This is a genomic window from Enterobacter cloacae complex sp. 302F9, assembly GCF_050030335.1.
GTDB classification, from domain to species: Bacteria; Pseudomonadota; Gammaproteobacteria; order Enterobacterales; family Enterobacteriaceae; genus Enterobacter; species Enterobacter hormaechei_C.
This window is the reverse complement of sequence record NZ_JBLGUC010000001.1, coordinates 307,895-323,903: the sequence shown is the minus strand read 5'-3', so window position 1 is coordinate 323,903 and position 16,009 is coordinate 307,895. Positions and strand designations below refer to the sequence as shown.

13 protein-coding genes are annotated in these 16,009 nt (G+C 56.8%); 5 read left to right on the top strand and 8 right to left on the bottom strand.

Annotated elements, in window-relative coordinates; translation table 11 throughout:
* Positions 1 to 24 precede the first annotated feature (24 nt).
* The 5 genes from ACQG0T_RS01555 to pgi form a co-directional block, all read right to left on the bottom strand.
* Positions 25 to 2,121 carry a YjbH domain-containing protein gene (locus ACQG0T_RS01555; protein WP_017382616.1) on the bottom strand — a complete coding sequence of 699 codons (2,097 nt, stop codon included), beginning with the start codon at positions 2,119 to 2,121 and terminating at the stop codon, positions 25 to 27.
* Positions 2,121 to 2,858 carry a capsule biosynthesis GfcC D2 domain-containing protein gene (locus ACQG0T_RS01550; RefSeq protein WP_271040519.1) on the bottom strand — a complete coding sequence of 246 codons (738 nt, stop codon included), beginning with the start codon at positions 2,856 to 2,858 and terminating at the stop codon, positions 2,121 to 2,123. Before ACQG0T_RS01550 ends, ACQG0T_RS01555 begins: the two co-directional genes overlap by 1 nt.
* Positions 2,855 to 3,493, bottom strand: a complete 639-nt coding sequence (locus tag ACQG0T_RS01545; RefSeq protein ID WP_017382614.1) for a YjbF family lipoprotein — start codon at positions 3,491 to 3,493, stop codon at positions 2,855 to 2,857. The genes ACQG0T_RS01550 and ACQG0T_RS01545 overlap by 4 nt, the downstream gene beginning before the upstream one ends.
* A 63-nt stretch (positions 3,494 to 3,556) precedes the next feature.
* Positions 3,557 to 3,799 (bottom strand): exopolysaccharide production protein YjbE, encoded by a 243-nt coding sequence (gene yjbE, locus ACQG0T_RS01540; RefSeq protein WP_003860341.1) that lies wholly within the window; start codon positions 3,797 to 3,799, stop codon positions 3,557 to 3,559.
* 366 nt (positions 3,800 to 4,165) lie between these two features.
* Complete coding sequence (gene pgi / locus ACQG0T_RS01535) at positions 4,166 to 5,815, bottom strand: glucose-6-phosphate isomerase (RefSeq protein WP_017382613.1); 1,650 nt, start codon at positions 5,813 to 5,815, stop codon at positions 4,166 to 4,168.
* Between the two features lie 374 nt (positions 5,816 to 6,189).
* On the opposite strand from pgi, the gene lysC reads away from it, so the two are divergent.
* The 3 genes from lysC to ACQG0T_RS01520 all read left to right on the top strand — a co-directional run bounded on the left by lysC (position 6,190) and on the right by ACQG0T_RS01520 (position 8,900).
* Positions 6,190 to 7,539: a lysine-sensitive aspartokinase 3 gene (gene lysC / locus ACQG0T_RS01530; protein WP_040117084.1), complete on the top strand. Its 1,350-nt coding sequence runs from the start codon at positions 6,190 to 6,192 to the stop codon at positions 7,537 to 7,539.
* 93 nt (positions 7,540 to 7,632) lie between these two features.
* Positions 7,633 to 8,577 (top strand): ketopantoate/pantoate/pantothenate transporter PanS, encoded by a 945-nt coding sequence (panS, locus tag ACQG0T_RS01525; RefSeq protein ID WP_015570166.1) that lies wholly within the window; start codon positions 7,633 to 7,635, stop codon positions 8,575 to 8,577.
* Between the two features lie 50 nt (positions 8,578 to 8,627).
* Positions 8,628 to 8,900 (top strand): DUF3811 domain-containing protein, encoded by a 273-nt coding sequence (locus ACQG0T_RS01520; protein ID WP_017382612.1) that lies wholly within the window; start codon positions 8,628 to 8,630, stop codon positions 8,898 to 8,900.
* Here the strand turns inward: ACQG0T_RS01520 and rluF are convergent, their stop codons facing one another.
* Complete coding sequence (gene rluF / locus ACQG0T_RS01515; protein ID WP_003860347.1) at positions 8,901 to 9,773, bottom strand: 23S rRNA pseudouridine(2604) synthase RluF; 873 nt, start codon at positions 9,771 to 9,773, stop codon at positions 8,901 to 8,903. It abuts the gene before it with no gap.
* A 197-nt stretch (positions 9,774 to 9,970) separates the two neighbouring features.
* Between rluF and ACQG0T_RS01510 the strand changes: the two genes are divergently transcribed.
* Positions 9,971 to 10,273, top strand: coding sequence for a type II toxin-antitoxin system RelE/ParE family toxin (locus tag ACQG0T_RS01510; protein ID WP_023295756.1), 303 nt, complete (start codon positions 9,971 to 9,973; stop codon positions 10,271 to 10,273).
* Positions 10,274 to 10,279: 6 nt separating this feature from the next.
* Positions 10,280 to 10,567: an addiction module antidote protein gene (locus ACQG0T_RS01505; RefSeq protein WP_023295755.1), complete on the top strand. Its 288-nt coding sequence runs from the start codon at positions 10,280 to 10,282 to the stop codon at positions 10,565 to 10,567.
* On the opposite strand, the gene ACQG0T_RS01500 is transcribed toward ACQG0T_RS01505, so the two are convergent.
* The gene (locus ACQG0T_RS01500; protein ID WP_003860350.1) at positions 10,564 to 12,195 is read right to left on the bottom strand and encodes a Na/Pi cotransporter family protein; all 1,632 of its coding nucleotides are present in this window, start codon (positions 12,193 to 12,195) and stop codon (positions 10,564 to 10,566) included. The two genes, ACQG0T_RS01505 and ACQG0T_RS01500, sit on opposite strands and share 4 nt — an antisense overlap.
* A gap of 116 nt (positions 12,196 to 12,311) precedes the next feature.
* Positions 12,312 to 15,995, bottom strand: coding sequence for a methionine synthase (metH, locus tag ACQG0T_RS01495; protein WP_049013241.1), 3,684 nt, complete (start codon positions 15,993 to 15,995; stop codon positions 12,312 to 12,314).
* Positions 15,996 to 16,009 lie beyond the last annotated feature (14 nt).

Sequence of the window (16,009 nt, the reverse complement as noted above, 5' to 3'; positions counted from 1 at the left end):
GCAGCGCCACCGGGCAAATAAGCATCAGCGGAAGTTAATGTTCTTATCGCTGGTCATATCATACAGCTGGAATTTACGTCCAAGCTGCTGACCGCCGTCGCGCGTCAGCGGCGTCCAGCCCACTGCCGCACGGCTGCGGGTTGGGCCTGATGAGAACAGATCCAGCGGAATCGACACGTACACCCCTTTGGTGAAGTCCCCTTCCCCGTACTCGTCTGGCGAAACGTTGGTGATGGTGGCATAGCCGCCCACCACCACGCCGCTGTCGAAGTGTTTGGAGATATCCAGCGTGCCGCCCTTATCACCCGCCAGATACTGGCCGACGCTGGCTTTCACCAGCACGTCCTGCGCGAACGACGGCGTCCAGTAGGCGGTCAGGTGGCCGGTTTTGACGCTGTAGTCGGTGAACTTCATCATGTCCTGCGCGCTGCGCCAGTCACGCTGTTTCACGTAGTTGGCATCAACCCCAAACGCCCAGTTGCTGTCGACAGGACGATAAAGCACTTCTGCCCCGGCGCCGCCGAACATGGTTTCCAGATAGCCACCGTAAACCTGGCCGTAGAAGCCGTTGCCGAAGTACTGGAAGTAGTTGGCCTGGAGGTTATTCACGTAGATATCGTTCTGCACATATTCGCGAACGCGGGTACGCACGCGCGGCAGTTTTGAATCGTTCGGCGGGTTGGTGTAGTTAAATTTGTCGTAGTTGTTAGCAATGTTGCCGAACAGACTACCGGTGGTCAACAGGTGGTCGGTCACCCACAGATCCGCCGTCGCCATCGCCCCCAGCTGATACATGTAGAAGTTTTCCGGCCCACCCACGGACTGGTTCAGCACCGGATCGATATGGAAATCGAAGCGGGATTTATCGATATACCAGCCCTGCTCGGTGCTCTCTGGCACCACCGGCTCAACGCGTTTTTGTACCAGCTCGGTTTCATGTCCCAGCGGTTCGCCTTCAAGATGACGCTTAAGGCTGGCAACATCGGTTTCGGTTGTGACCTGCGGCAGGTTGAGGCGGTTCTCCGTCACGCGGATCGTGCGGATCCCCTCCGGCAGATCGTTCATGACGATCCGGTTGGCGCGCTCGATCCCTTCGCGGGAGTCGCGGTATTTTACCTGCTCGCCGGTGACGTACAGCGTATCGCCTTTGGTCTGGATCTTTGGATCCGCCAGGCCCGCGTTATATTTCAGCAGCGTCAGCTGGTTCGCTACCACGGAGTGCTGAATGATCGCATCCTGCGGCTCCGGCTGATATTTTGGCCGCGGGTTGTCATTGTAGTGCGGCCGCATGTCGTTAAAGTTAGTGCGCAGGGTAAAGCCAAACATCAGGGTATTACCGCGCTCATAGCTGAGGTTAACGTCGGCCCAGTCGGTGACGCGGTAAATGGCGCCGACGTTAAACTTGCTCTTTTGCTCAATTTTCCCGGCGAAGTCCTGCGAGTAGTCGTTTCCTTCGTACTCCAGCTTCAGGCGTAACGGCTGCCACGGTGTTTGATACTCCACGCCACCAAACAGCGAGGCCGGGCCGTGGAACATCTGGTCCCCGTTGATGGAGCCCGCTTTCTGGTAGCTGTTATCGCGGTAGCAGTATTTATCGCTGTAGGTACAGAACGGATTTTTGACGTTGCCGCTGGTGCCGAGATAGCCCCATCCCAGACCGAGTGAGAAATCAAACGGTCCCCAGGCTTTGCTGGCCACGATGTATTCCGCGTCAAACAGGCCGGTCCCGCCGATATCCTTCGCACCAACGGAGACCTGCGGCATCCAGTAGCTCTCTTCCCACAGGCGCAGCTTCACGTCGAAAGCTTTGTCTTTATAAGTCTGGTCGCCGGAGAAGGCATCCACGCTGCTGTACTGTTTTGTACGCACGTCGGTGTAGCGCAGCGTGGTCTCCAGCCAGGGGAACAGCTGCACGGACGCAGAGTAGTAACGGTACTGATCGTTATCGCGATAGTTAAGGCTGATTTCCCCCTCGCGGGCCATACGCGCGGTTGGGGTTTGCAGTAAGCCCACGCCGCCAAAATCGGACTGCGACGGGCCGATGGGTGCCGGATACGTTTCTGCATGACAGGCGGCACTCACGCACAGTGCAAGCATGCTGTAGAGATAGGTTTTTTTCATTATTCCGGTATCCGCTGTATCAGGGAGCGAAGGATATCGGCATTAAGCCCGTCATACGCTTTCGTCCAGAAATGGTCGGCAAAACCGACAAAAATGATGCTGCCTGGCATAGGTTCGATATGGCGTTTATTCCAGTAAGCCACCGGCGCTTTCTGCGTATGCCTGTCCGGATAGACCACCCAGGCATAGCTGTTATCCGCTCCGCTGAGCAGACTTTGCTCTTCGAGATAGCTCGCCACGTCCCGGCCCGGCGTAAACGGCTTTTTGCCAGGGCTGCTGAGAAGCCCCATCACGGTGACGGTGGAAGGCTGAGCCGGAAGCCACAGGGTATAGTCCCCTTCCAGCGACGGATTGCCGTTTTCCGCGACGCGCACCTCATCCGGATCGAGATTCACCTTCTGGCGCCCCGTCACCTTAACCGCCTGAAGCTGTTGACGCAGGCTAGTAATGGCCGCGGCATCGTCGGCATCTTCCTGTTGTGCCAGCCCGCTCAGTCGGGCGAGCAGCGCCTGATGTTTTTGTTCCGCGACGATCGTCGCCTGACGTTCGCTGATCACCGCCCCGGTCCACCAGCTTTTCGCCAGCCTCGGCTGCCCCACCAGATCGAGCAGATGCCCGGCATTGGTTAAGGTTTTAGGTTTTTCGCTGTCCGGGGTGTAGACCTGTACCGTTCCCGCAGACCACGCCATCGGCGAGGCCAGGCTGGCGAGAAGAGCAATGTGGATGAACATTTTCATGATTTCGCCGCCTTGATCAGGGTGGCCTTCACCGGGAAGAAACCGGCACCGAGATACTGTAAGGACTGGCGGATTTGCCCCTCTTCGTCCACCCAGAAGCGGTTATGCCAGGTGGCCTGATCGGTTGTCACTTCTTCATCCAGCACGCGCACCTGCGTTTCGTCGCTGCCCACTTTGACACTGTCCGTACCGTCCCAGCGGAAGGTGGAGCGGGCCGTGGCGTAGCGCACCTGTTTATGCTCGGTCCAGCCCATCGTGCGCGTCCAGCTTGCGCCATCGACGATCTGATTCGGCTTGATGAGCGGATCTTCAGCCAGGTTGTTCACCTCAAGCAGGTTGTCGCCGCCGAGCAACGTTTTCACGATGCGGGAATGCTGCGTCACGATGGTGGCCTGATCCTGCGTCACCCATTTCTGCTGCCCGTTTTCATCGAAAGCGAGCACCACAAACAGTTGCGGACCATCGTTTAGCTGCATGTACTGGCTGGCATACGGCATGTTCTGAAGTTCGTCATCGGTCAGATGCACGCCCGGCGTGCCGAACATGCTGTCCCACAGTGAGTGGCCCAGCCCTTTGGTGGTAGCTGAGCACGCCTGCAACAGCAGGCAAATCAGGATGATTGCAGGTCGCTTCACGACTCTTCTCCGAAGGGGCGAAATAACCACACCGAAGTGTGGTTATGATTAAAACACCCGTTATTACTGGGTGCTGGTCGTCGTAGTGGTCGTGGTTCCGGTATTGGAGCCATCACCGCCACCGGTTGCCGCCAGCGCGACACCCACGGCTGAACTTACGGCGCTGGTGCTGGCTGCGGTAGAACTCCCCGCAGACGCAGACGTCGCTGCCGACCCTGCTGCTTCCCCGACCTGGACCGGAGCTGCATAGACAGACGTCGCCGCAAGCGCAGATATGGCAAAAATGCCATACAGTACTTTCTTCATAACAATTTCCCTTCAATGAATGAATGGAGATTTGCCCGAAAAGAAATTCAGGCGGATTCGAGTATACACAACTAAAGCAGTGGGTTTACCGTGGGGGTAAATAGGGATGAGGTTTTCAGACTAATGGTTAAAAATGGAAGGAAAAAAGAATCAAGGAAATATATAATCAATATAAATCAACCAGTTATAATATAAGAACATTAAAGCATCACTCCGTATTTTCTTAAAATAAACCTCAGCAATTAACGGGGTTACCGTCTTTTTCGGATTAAACTCAGCTTCAGAATTTGAGATAACTAACAGACATCAGGAATTATCCGATAAAAAAATGCCGGCATATCGCCGGCATTGTCCATGACATATTTATTACGCACGCCAGGCTTTATAACGGTTAATCAGACCATTGGTGGAGCTGTCGTGGCTGTCGATCGCTTTATCGTCACCCAGCTCTGGCAGAATGCGGTTTGCCAGCTGTTTGCCCAGCTCAACGCCCCACTGGTCAAAGGTGAAGATGTTCAGAATAGCGCCCTGAGTGAAGATTTTGTGCTCGTAGAGGGCAATCAGCGCACCCAGGCTGAACGGCGTGATTTCGCGCAGCAGAATGGAGTTAGTTGGACGGTTGCCTTCGAACACTTTAAACGGCACAACGTGCTCCAGCGTAGCCGGATCTTTACCCTGGTCACGGTATTCCTGCTCAACCACCTCGCGGGATTTACCGAACGCCAGCGCTTCGGTCTGGGCGAAGAAGTTAGACAGCAGCTTCGGATGGTGGTCGGACAGCGGGTTGTGCGTGATCGCCGGGGCGATGAAATCGCACGGTACCATTTTGGTGCCCTGGTGGATCAGCTGGTAGAACGCGTGCTGACCGTTGGTGCCCGGCTCGCCCCAGATGATTGGGCCAGTCTGGTAATCCACCGCGTTGCCGTTACGGTCAACGTACTTGCCGTTGGATTCCATGTTGCCCTGCTGGAAGTAGGCCGCAAAGCGGTGCATGTACTGGTCGTACGGCAGAATCGCTTCGGTTTCAGCGCCGAAGAAGTTGTTGTACCAGATCCCGATCAGCGCCAGCAGCACCGGCAGGTTTTTCTCAGGCGCGGTGGTGGAGAAGTGTTTGTCCATCGCGTGCGCGCCGGAGAGCAGTTCAACGAAGTTGTCGAAGCCCACGGACAGGATGATGGACAGACCGATCGCAGACCACAGTGAGTAGCGGCCGCCCACCCAGTCCCAGAACTCAAACATGTTCGCGGTATCAATACCGAACTCACCCACCGCTTTACCGTTGGTGGACAGCGCCGCAAAGTGTTTCGCCACGTGCTTTTCGTCGCCCGCGGTTTTCAGGAACCAGTCGCGCGCGCTGTGGGCGTTGGTCATGGTTTCCTGAGTGGTGAAGGTTTTAGACGCCACCAGGAACAGCGTGGTTTCCGGGTTCACCTTTTTCAGCACTTCAGCGATGTGAGTCCCATCGACGTTGGACACGAAGTGCATGTTGAGGTGGTTTTTGTACGGGCGCAGCGCCTCGGTCACCATGAACGGGCCGAGGTCAGAGCCGCCGATACCGATGTTTACGACGTCGGTGATCGCTTTGCCGGTGTAGCCTTTCCAGCTACCTGAGATGATCGCTTCAGAGAAGGTTTTCATCTTTTCCAGCACCGCGTTCACTTCCGGCATCACATCTTTGCCGTCTACGATAATTGGCGTATTGCTACGGTTACGCAGGGCCACGTGCAGGACGGCACGGTCTTCGGTGCGGTTGATTTTCTCACCGGAGAACATGGATTTGATGGCATCTGCCAGCTCAGTCTCTTTCGCCAGATCTTGCAGCTTCGCCAGCGTCTCTTCGGTGATACGGTTCTTGGAGAAATCCACCAGCATCAGGTCATCGAAGGTGGCGGAAAACTTGCTGAAACGATCGGCATCTTTCGCGAACAGTTCCGCGATGGTGACGTCTTTCATTTCATCAAAATGTTTCTGTAGTGCCTGCCATGCAGCGGTCTGCGTTGGGTTGATGTTTTTCATAGCAATACTCTTCTGATTTGAGAATTGTGACTGCGGTCGATTGTAGCGCCTGCAAATAAAAATTGTGATGGTTTTTATGCCATTGCCCTGGTCTGCATCAAACGCAGGTGAAAAGACCCGAAAAGTATAGCTGCTGTCGCGCCCTTCCGGCGTGGCGAAATGTTGGTCAAAAAGGGGGAAAAAGGAGCATAAAATATGGGCCTGTTATAAGTCCTGTTTCTGAGGGGTACCCCCCCATGAAAAATCCGCATAATCCCAGCATTGACAGGACCTCCCCCGCATTTTATTTATAGGGCCGTATTTTGCGCCTGCACCTGTTCTCGCTTCATTCTTGTGCCAAGGTCGCTCTATTCATTCCCTGACACGAGGTTGTTATGACGAGTTTTGTGGTCGCCAAGTTTGGCGGCACCAGTGTGGCAGACTACGATGCCATGAACCGCAGCGCCGATGTGGTGCTGGCCGATCCGAATACCCGCCTGGTGGTGCTTTCCGCCTCAGCCGGCGTGACGAACCTGCTGGTTTCCCTGTCTGAAGGACTGGAAGCGACCGAGCGTTTCGTGAAGCTGGATGCACTGCGCAAAATTCAGTTCGACATTCTCGAGCGTCTGCAAAACCCTAACGTCATTCGTGAGGAAGTGGAACGCCTGCTGGAAAATATCACCACCCTGGCAGAAGCCGCGTCGCTGGCCACCTCCAGCGCACTGACCGATGAACTGGTCAGCCACGGCGAACTGATGTCCACACTGCTGTTCGTTGAGATCATGCGCGAGCGCAATATTCAGGCGCAGTGGTTCGACGTGCGTAAAGTGATGCGCACCAGCGACCGCTTTGGCCGCGCCGAGCCGGACGTGGAAGCCCTGGCTGAGCTGACTAACCAGCAGCTTGTCCCGCGCCTGGATGAAGGCATAGTGATCACCCAGGGCTTTATCGGCAGCGAAGCCAAAGGGCGCACAACCACGCTGGGCCGTGGCGGTAGCGACTACACCGCCGCCCTGCTGGGTGAAGCCCTGCACGCCACCCGCGTGGATATCTGGACGGACGTGCCGGGTATCTACACCACCGACCCGCGCGTGGTCTCTGCGGCAAAACGTATTGACGTGATCGCCTTTGAAGAAGCGGCTGAAATGGCGACTTTCGGCGCGAAAGTGCTGCACCCGGCCACGCTGCTGCCCGCCGTGCGCAGCGACATTCCGGTCTTCGTTGGCTCCAGTAAAGATCCAAAGGCGGGCGGGACGCTGGTCTGCAAGAAAACCGAGAACCCGCCACTGTTCCGCGCGCTGGCCCTGCGTCGTAAGCAGACGCTGGTTACCCTGCACAGCCATAATATGCTGCACTCCCGTGGATTTCTGGCGGAAGTGTTTGGCATCCTGGCGCGCCACAATATCTCCGTGGACCTGATCACCACGTCAGAAGTCAGCATCGCGCTGACGCTCGACACCACCGGCTCCACCTCTACCGGCGACACCCTGCTGACGCAGTCGCTGCTGATTGAGCTTTCCGAGTTGTGCCGCGTGGAGGTGGAAGAAGATCTGGCGCTGGTTGCCATCATCGGTAATAAGCTGTCGCGCGCCTGTGGCGTGGGCAAAGAGGTGTTCGGCGTGCTCGACCCGTTCAATATTCGCATGATTTGCTACGGCGCGTCCAGCTACAACCTCTGCTTCCTGGTCCCTGCCGATCAGGCCGAGCAGGTCGTGCAGAAACTTCATCAGAATTTGTTTGAATAAAATTCGTTAGCACGATAAACAATATCAATAAGCCGGGCACAGACCCGGCTTTTTTATAACAAAACAACACGACAATACTGCAAGGAATTCACTATGCTCTCCGCTATCACCCGGCTGTTCCCGTTATGGGCGCTGCTGCTCTCTGTACTCGCGTATTACACTCCTGCCACGTTCACGGGCATTGGTCCGTGGGTCACCACGCTGCTGATGCTGATTATGTTCGGCATGGGCGTGCATCTGAAAATTGACGATTTCAAACGCGTGCTGTCTCGCCCGGCACCGGTTGCCGCAGGGATTTTCCTGCACTACCTGGTGATGCCGCTCGCGGCCTGGCTGCTGGCGATGGCCTTTAAGATGCCGCCCGACCTTTCCGCCGGGATGGTGCTGGTGGGGAGCGTAGCCAGCGGTACGGCATCTAACGTCATGATCTATCTGGCGAAAGGCGACGTGGCGCTCTCCGTCACCATCTCGTCCGTTTCCACGCTGGTGGGCGTGATTGCCACGCCTCTGTTAACCCGCCTGTATGTGGACGCGCATATCCAGGTGGACGTGATGGGCATGCTGCTCAGCATCCTGCAAATCGTGGTGATCCCGATTGCGCTGGGGCTGGTGATCCACCATCTCTTCCCGCGGGTGGTGAAAGCGGTTGAGCCGTATCTGCCCGCGTTTTCGATGGTCTGCATACTGGCCATTATCAGCGCCGTGGTAGCCGGTTCCGCATCGCACATTGCTTCGGTGGGCTTTGTGGTGATCGTCGCGGTTGTGCTGCATAACACTATTGGTCTGCTGGGCGGTTACTGGGGCGGAAAGCTGTTTGGCTTTGACGAATCCACCTGCCGCACGCTGGCGATCGAAGTGGGGATGCAGAACTCCGGCCTGGCAGCGGCGCTGGGTAAAATTTACTTCTCACCGCTGGCAGCGCTACCGGGGGCGCTGTTCTCTGTCTGGCACAACCTGTCCGGTTCGCTGTTAGCTGGATACTGGTCCGGTAAGCCGATTGATGACCAACCGAAAAAAGATGCGGTGAAACAGGGTTAATTGACCCGGCTTGCTTTACACTGAAGCCTCCCCATCAGGAGGCTTCAGCAATGGCTACACCACGTTTGACCCAGAAAGACATGACCGAAGCCGAGCAGCGCGAACTGAAAACGCTACTCGACCGCGCCCGTATCGCGCATGGCCGCACGCTGACGAACGCCGAAACCAATCAGGTTAAAAAAGAGTACATCGATAAACTGATGGCGCAACGTGATGCCGCGGCGAAAAAAGCCCGCAAGCTGAAAAAAGAGCAGGCTTATAAACCCGATGCAGAGGCGACTTTTTCCTGGTCCGCCAGCACATCAACCCGTGGAAGGCGCTAATCAGCGCCCTTTCTTTTTGCGCCCCGGCTGGGTAAAGCGTTTTCCGTTGCCCGGCTTGCCCCGCCCTTTCTCTTCCGCCTGCGGTGCCTTCACCACCGGACGCTTAATCGCCTGCGTTTTCGGTTTGGCTTTAGCTTTCGGCTTCGCTTCGGACGAGGAGTTCTCGATAAGTTTGAACAGCTCGATCAGCTCGTCATCCGTTAAGTCACGCCACTCGCCCAGCGGGATCCCAGACAGGCTGACGTTCATGATGCGCGTGCGTTCCAGCTTCGTCACTTCATAACCGAAGTACTCGCACATGCGGCGGATCTGGCGATTCAGGCCCTGCACCAGCGTGATACGAAACGCAAACGGCGCCTCTTTTCTGACTTTACACTTCTTCGTCACGGTGCCCAGAATCGGCACGCCTGCGCCCATTCCCCGGATGAACTCGTCCGTGACCGGCTTGTTCACCGTAACAATGTACTCTTTCTCATGGTCGTTACCGGCACGCAGAATTTTGTTCACCAGATCGCCGTGATTAGTCAGGAAAATTAACCCCTGAGAGTCCTTATCCAGACGGCCAATCGGGAAGATACGGCTGCTGTGGTTCACGAAATCAACAATGTTGTCCCGCTCGCCATCTTCCGTGGTGCTGACAATCCCAACCGGCTTGTTCAACGCGATAAACACCAGGTCTTCAGCATCACGCGGTTCGATGACCTGACCATTCACTTTCACCACATCGCCAGGCACTACCTGATCGCCAATGGTGGCGCGTTTGCCGTTAAGAAACACGTTACCCTGTTCAATGTAACGGTCAGCCTCGCGACGTGAGCAGATCCCGCTCTCGCTAATGTATTTGTTTAATCGGGTTGATTGAGTTGGCAGCATAGTTTCTCCTGTGAAGGGCGAAATATACCTTAGGTTTGGGCTGGAAAAAAAGATTAGCCGACGGTTACTGAGACGGGTTTTTTAGTTTGCGAGACGCTTTCAGGATTTAGCGTCAGGCTATTTATCCTTGGGCTAACTCCTTTTAGCTTTACTCTCCAGAGACAATTGCTTGTAGTTTATAAATCACAGGGAGTAATATGAAGGAGATCGTTCAGACAGAATCCTTCCGACGCTGGGAGCAAAATTTAAAGGACAGGCGGGCAAAGACGATTATCGCCTCCCGCCTCTTTAGGCTGGCAAATGGCTTAGCGGGCGACATTAGACCTGTGGGAGAAGGTATCAGTGAACTGAGGATCCACTTTGGCCCGGGCTACAGGATCTATTTTAAGGACCAGGGCAATTGCATCATCGTGCTGTTATGTGGTGGTGACAAAAGCAGCCAGGCCAGAGACATACTTATGGCAAAAATGCTGAGCAATGTATCCCAATGGCAGGAGTGAATGAGCATGCATAAATTAACACCCTACGATCCAGCCAACGCACTGCTGGATGACGAGGAAATCGCTGTGTTTATGGCTGATGCATTAGAGACGGGTGACTCAGCGTACATTGCTAAAGCGCTGGGCGTCATCGCCCGAGCGAAAGGGATGTCGACCATTTCCCAGCAAACGGGCCTGTCACGAGAACAACTGTATCGATCATTCAGTGATAAGGGGAACCCAACGCTCAAAACCACGCTGGCGGTCATGAAAGCATTGGGCCTTGGGTTAACAATCAAACCCTCTGGGGATTAATACTCATCCCGCTCGTCGTCTTCATCCGGCTGCTCCATCACGCTGTACGCCACCGCACAGAACAACGAGTTGAGACGCTTCATATCCCCCAGCAGCCCCAGGTGCAGGGAGCTGGTCTCGATACTCTGCACGTTCTGCTGGTGCAGACGCTCAACGTGGGCGTGTGAGTAGCGGCGATTAAGGATGCGGAAACGATGCTTATTGCGGCGCAGGCGGCGCGCGCTCGGCACGTCGCTGGAGAAGAAGACCGACATCGCCAGCTTCAGGTTGCTGACCAGCTGTTCGTGCAGCGCTTCCAGCTCTTTCAGCCCTTCAACAGAAAACGCCCGGCGTGCGGCCAGGGATTTGTCTGCGATTTCACTGCCCATACGCTCGACAATATCCGAAGCCTGCTCCAGGTTAAGCGACATCTCGATGATTTCCGCCCAGCGGCGCGACTCCTCTTCCGCCAGCTCGTCCTGGGGGATCCGCGCCAGATAGAGCTTGATGGCGGTATAGAGCACGTTGATATCGTCCGCCAGCCTGCGCAGCTCTTTTTCTTCGCGCGGCTCGCCGTGCATCACCTTTTGCAGCCCTTCCAGCATGGTTTCCATCGCGTCGCCCATGCGCAGCGTTTCGCGGGCGGCATTGGCGATTGCCAGCGCAGGAGTATCCAGCACCGAGGTGTCCAGATGCTTCGGTTTAAGGCGCGCGTCCAGCTCCGGTTCATCACGAATAAGCCGCTCGCAGAAGCGGGCCATCGGCGCGGCAAACGGCACCATCGCCAGACAGCGCACCAGGTTGTAGAAGACGTGGAAGTAGATCACCAGCTCCGCTTTCGGCAGAGAGAGATTATCCATCAGGTTCGCCAGCGGGTGCACAAACGGCAGAATGATCAGGCTACCCACCAGCTTAAACAGTAAACTCCCCAGCGCCACCCGGCGGGCGGCAGCGTTGGCGGCGCTGTTGTTGAGCATCGCCAGCAGGCCAGAGCCTAGGTTGGCACCGATCACCAGGCACAGCGCCACCGGGAAGGAAATTACCCCTGCGGCGGTTAAGGTCGCCGTCAGCAGGACCGCTGCCAGGCTGGAGTAGCTGACGATGGCGAATACCGCGCCGATCAGCGCATCCAGCATAATATCGCCGGTTAACGAGGCGAAGATGACCTGCACACCGTTGGCCTGGGTGATCGGCGTGACAGCCTGCACAATCAGCTCCAGTGCCAGCAGGATCAGCCCGAGGCCAATACCGACGCGGCCAAGCTGCCCGGCACGGCTTTGCTTACGGCCGAGGAAAAAAATGACGCCGATAAAAATCAGCAGTGGCGACAGCCAGGAGAGATCGAACGTCAGGATACGCGCCATCAGCGCGGTACCGACGTCGGCGCCAAGGACAATCACCAGCGCCGGGGCGAGCGCCACCAGATCCTGCGCCACGAACGAGGTGACGAGCATGGTGGTGGCGTTGCTGCTTTGCACCAGCGCCGTGACGCCAATACCCGCGCAGAAGGCGAGCGGCTTCTTCTCAACGCTGCCGCTGAGAACGGTACGTAAACGTGCGCCAAACACGCGCATCACACCGGTACGAACGATATGGGTGCCCCATACCAGCAGTGCGACTGCGGAGAGCAGGTGTAACAACGTCAACACGGTAGGTATTCCTCCTTATCGTTATTCGTTTTCCTGAGGTTCAGTATAAGGGTTTAAACGTAAGAAAGAGACAGGGCACCATAGCGGTGCCCTGTTTGTTGTAAGGAAAAGTGACGTTAGTCTGCGTCGTAGCCCAAATTCGGCGCCAGCCAGCGTTCCACCTCTGACACGCTCATGCCTTTACGCAGGGCGTAATCCTCAATCTGATCGCGCTGAAGCTGCGCCACGGCGAAGTACTTGCTGTCCGGATGGCTGAAGTACCAGCCGGAAACGGACGCGCCCGGCCACATGGCGAACGACTCGGTGAGCTTCATGCCGGTATGCGCTTCGACGTCCAGCAACTTCCAGATAGTGCCCTTCTCGGTGTGTTCCGGGCAGGCCGGATACCCCGGCGCCGGACGAATGCCCTGGTAATTTTCGCGAATCAGCTCCTCGTTGCTGAGATTCTCATTCGCCGCGTAGCCCCAGTGCACCTTACGTACGCGTTCATGCAGATATTCAGCGAAGGCTTCCGCCAGACGGTCGGCGATCGCTTTCACCATGATTTTGTTGTAATCATCGTGCTGCGCGTCGTACGCATCCGCCAGCGCGTCTTCTTCCAGACCACCAGTTACGGCAAAGGCGCCGATATAGTCGGCTTTACCGGAGAGTTTCGGTGCGACGAAATCCGCCAGGCAGTAGTTGGCAAAGCCCACTTTCTCGGTTTGCTGGCGCAGGTGGTGGCTCACGGCCAGCACGTGGGTGCGGGTTTCATCGCGGTAGATTTCCACATCGTCGCCCACGCGGTTCGCCGGGAACAGCCCCACCACGCCGCGCGGGTTGAGGGCTTTCTCTGCGCTCAGCCTGTCGAGCATGTCGTTAGCATCTTTAAACAGGCGCTTCGCCTCTTCGCCCACCACCTCATCTTCAAGAATGCGCGGATATTTGCCCGCCAGCGACCAGGTCATGAAGAACGGCGTCCAGTCGATGTAGTTACGCAGCGTTTCGATGCTGGCCGTCACGTCCTGCACGCCCAGACGGTGTGCGACCGGCGGCGTATAGCTGGACCAGTCGAACGCCAGATCGTTATCGCGCGCCGCCTGAAGCGAAACCGGCGGCGTGCGCGGTTTCTTACGTCCATGCTGAATGCGGACGGTTTCATACTCTTTGCGGGTGCGGGCGACAAAGTCATCGCGCTGGGTGTCGGACAGCAGCGCGGAGACCACGCCCACAGTGCGCGAGGCGTTTTGAACATACACCGTCGGCCCACTGTAGTTCTGCTCGATTTTCACCGCCGTGTGGGCTTTCGAGGTGGTTGCCCCGCCAATCAGCAGTGGAATGGTAAAGCCCTGGCGCTCCATCTCTTTTGCCACGTTGACCATTTCGTCAAGCGAAGGCGTAATCAGCCCGGAAAGACCAATCAGATCCGCATTCACTTCGCGCGCGGTCCTGAGGATTTTATCCGCCGGGACCATCACGCCAAGATCGATAATTTCGTAGTTATTACACTGCAACACCACGCCAACGATGTTTTTGCCGATGTCGTGTACGTCGCCCTTCACGGTGGCGATGACCATTTTACCGTTACTGGAGCCCTTCTCTTTGCTGGCTTCGATAAAGGGTTCCAGATACGCCACCGCCTGCTTCATGACGCGGGCGGATTTCACCACCTGCGGCAGGAACATTTTGCCCTCGCCGAACAGATCGCCGACCACGTTCATGCCGTCCATCAGCGGCCCTTCGATCACTTCAATCGGACGGGCGGCCTGCTGACGCGCTTCCTCGGTATCCTGCTCGATAAACTCGGTAATGCCTTTTACCAGCGAGTATTCCAGACGCTTATTCACATCCCAGGAGCGCCATTCGGCCTGTTGAACGTTGGCTGATTCGTCAGATTTACTGCCGCGGTATTTTTCCGCCAGATCCAGCATGCGTTCGGTGGTGTCGTCACGACGATTGAGGATCACGTCTTCTACGGCGTCGCGCAGCTCGGCTGGCAGATCGTCGTAAATTGCCAGCTGGCCGGCGTTGACGATCCCCATGTCCATCCCGTTGCGGATGGCGTAGTAGAGGAATACGGCGTGGATCGCCTCACGCACCGGGTCGTTGCCGCGGAACGAGAACGACACGTTTGACACGCCGCCGGAGATCAGCGCATGCGGTAGCTCGCGTTTAATGTCTTCACACGCGCCGATAAAGTCCTGGGCGTAGTTGTTGTGCTCTTCGATGCCGGTCGCGACGGCGAAGATGTTCGGGTCGAAGATGATGTCTTCCGGCGGGAAGCCCACCTCTTCGGTCAAAATTTTGTACGCGCGGCGGCAAATCTCAATCTTGCGCTCGCGGGTATCGGCCTGGCCCACTTCATCGAAGGCCATCACCACCACGGCGGCTCCGTAGCGACGGACCAGCTTCGCGTGGTGGATAAAGGTATCGACGCCCTCTTTCATCGAGATGGAGTTAACGATGCCTTTGCCCTGAATGCACTTCAGCCCTTTTTCGATGACTTCCCATTTGGAAGAGTCAATCATGATCGGCACGCGGGCGATATCCGGCTCACCGGCAATCAGGTTGAGGAAACGCACCATTGCCGCTTCGGCATCAAGCATCCCCTCGTCCATGTTGATATCGATAATCTGCGCGCCGCTTTCTACCTGCTGGCGGGCAACGTCCAGCGCTTCGCTGTACTTCTCTTCTTTGATCAGGCGCTTGAACTTCGCAGAACCGGTAACGTTAGTACGTTCACCCACGTTCACAAACAGGCTGTCGTCGCCGATGGTCAACGGCTCCAGGCCGGACAGACGACAGGCTACCGGAAGCTCGGGTAGCTTGCGCGGTGGAAGCCCGGCGACGGCGCGGCTCATGGCGGCGATATGCTCAGGCGTGGTGCCGCAGCAGCCGCCGACGATGTTGAGGAAACCAGATTCGGCCCATTCGCGGATTTGCGCCGCCATGGTGTCGGCATCCAGATCGTACTCACCAAACGCGTTCGGCAGACCGGCGTTCGGGTGGGCGGTGACGTAGCACTCTGCGATGCGCGAAAGCTCCTGCACGTACTGGCGCAGCTCGTCCGGCCCCAGCGCGCAGTTCAGGCCGAAGGAGAGCGCTTCGGCGTGGCGCAGGGAGTTATAAAACGCTTCGGTTGTCTGGCCGGAAAGCGTGCGCCCCGAGGCGTCGGTGATGGTGCCGGAAATCATGATCGGCAGGTCGACGCCCAGCGCCTCGAACTCCTCTTTCACCGCGTAAATCGCGGCTTTAGCGTTGAGGGTGTCGAATACGGTTTCAATCAGGATCAGATCGGAACCGCCTTCCACCAGCGCTTTGGTCGACTCGCGGTAGGCGGTAACCAGCTGGTCAAAGGTGATGTTCCGAAACGCCGGGTCGTTGACGTCCGGAGAAATCGACGCGGTGCGGTTGGTTGGGCCCAGCACCCCGGCTACGTAGCGCGGCTTGTCCGGCGTACGGGCCGTCCATTCTTCGGCGCAGGCGCGCGCCAGCTTCGCCGCTTCAAAGTTGATCTCCGCCGACAGGGATTCCATCTGGTAATCCGCCATGGCGATGGTTGTCGAGTTGAAGGTGTTGGTTTCAACAATATCCGCACCCGCTTCGAAGTAAGCGTTGTGGATATCCCTGATAACAGACGGTTTGCTTAACACCAGCAGGTCATTGTTCCCTTTCAGGTCACAAGGCCAGTCGGCAAAGCGCTCGCCGCGGAAATCGTCTTCACTCAGACGATAGCCCTGGATCATGGTGCCCATGCCGCCGTCCAGCACCAGAATTCGTTCATTTAACTGCGCACGCAGTTGCTCTACTTTGCTGCTCACACTTGCTCCCGACA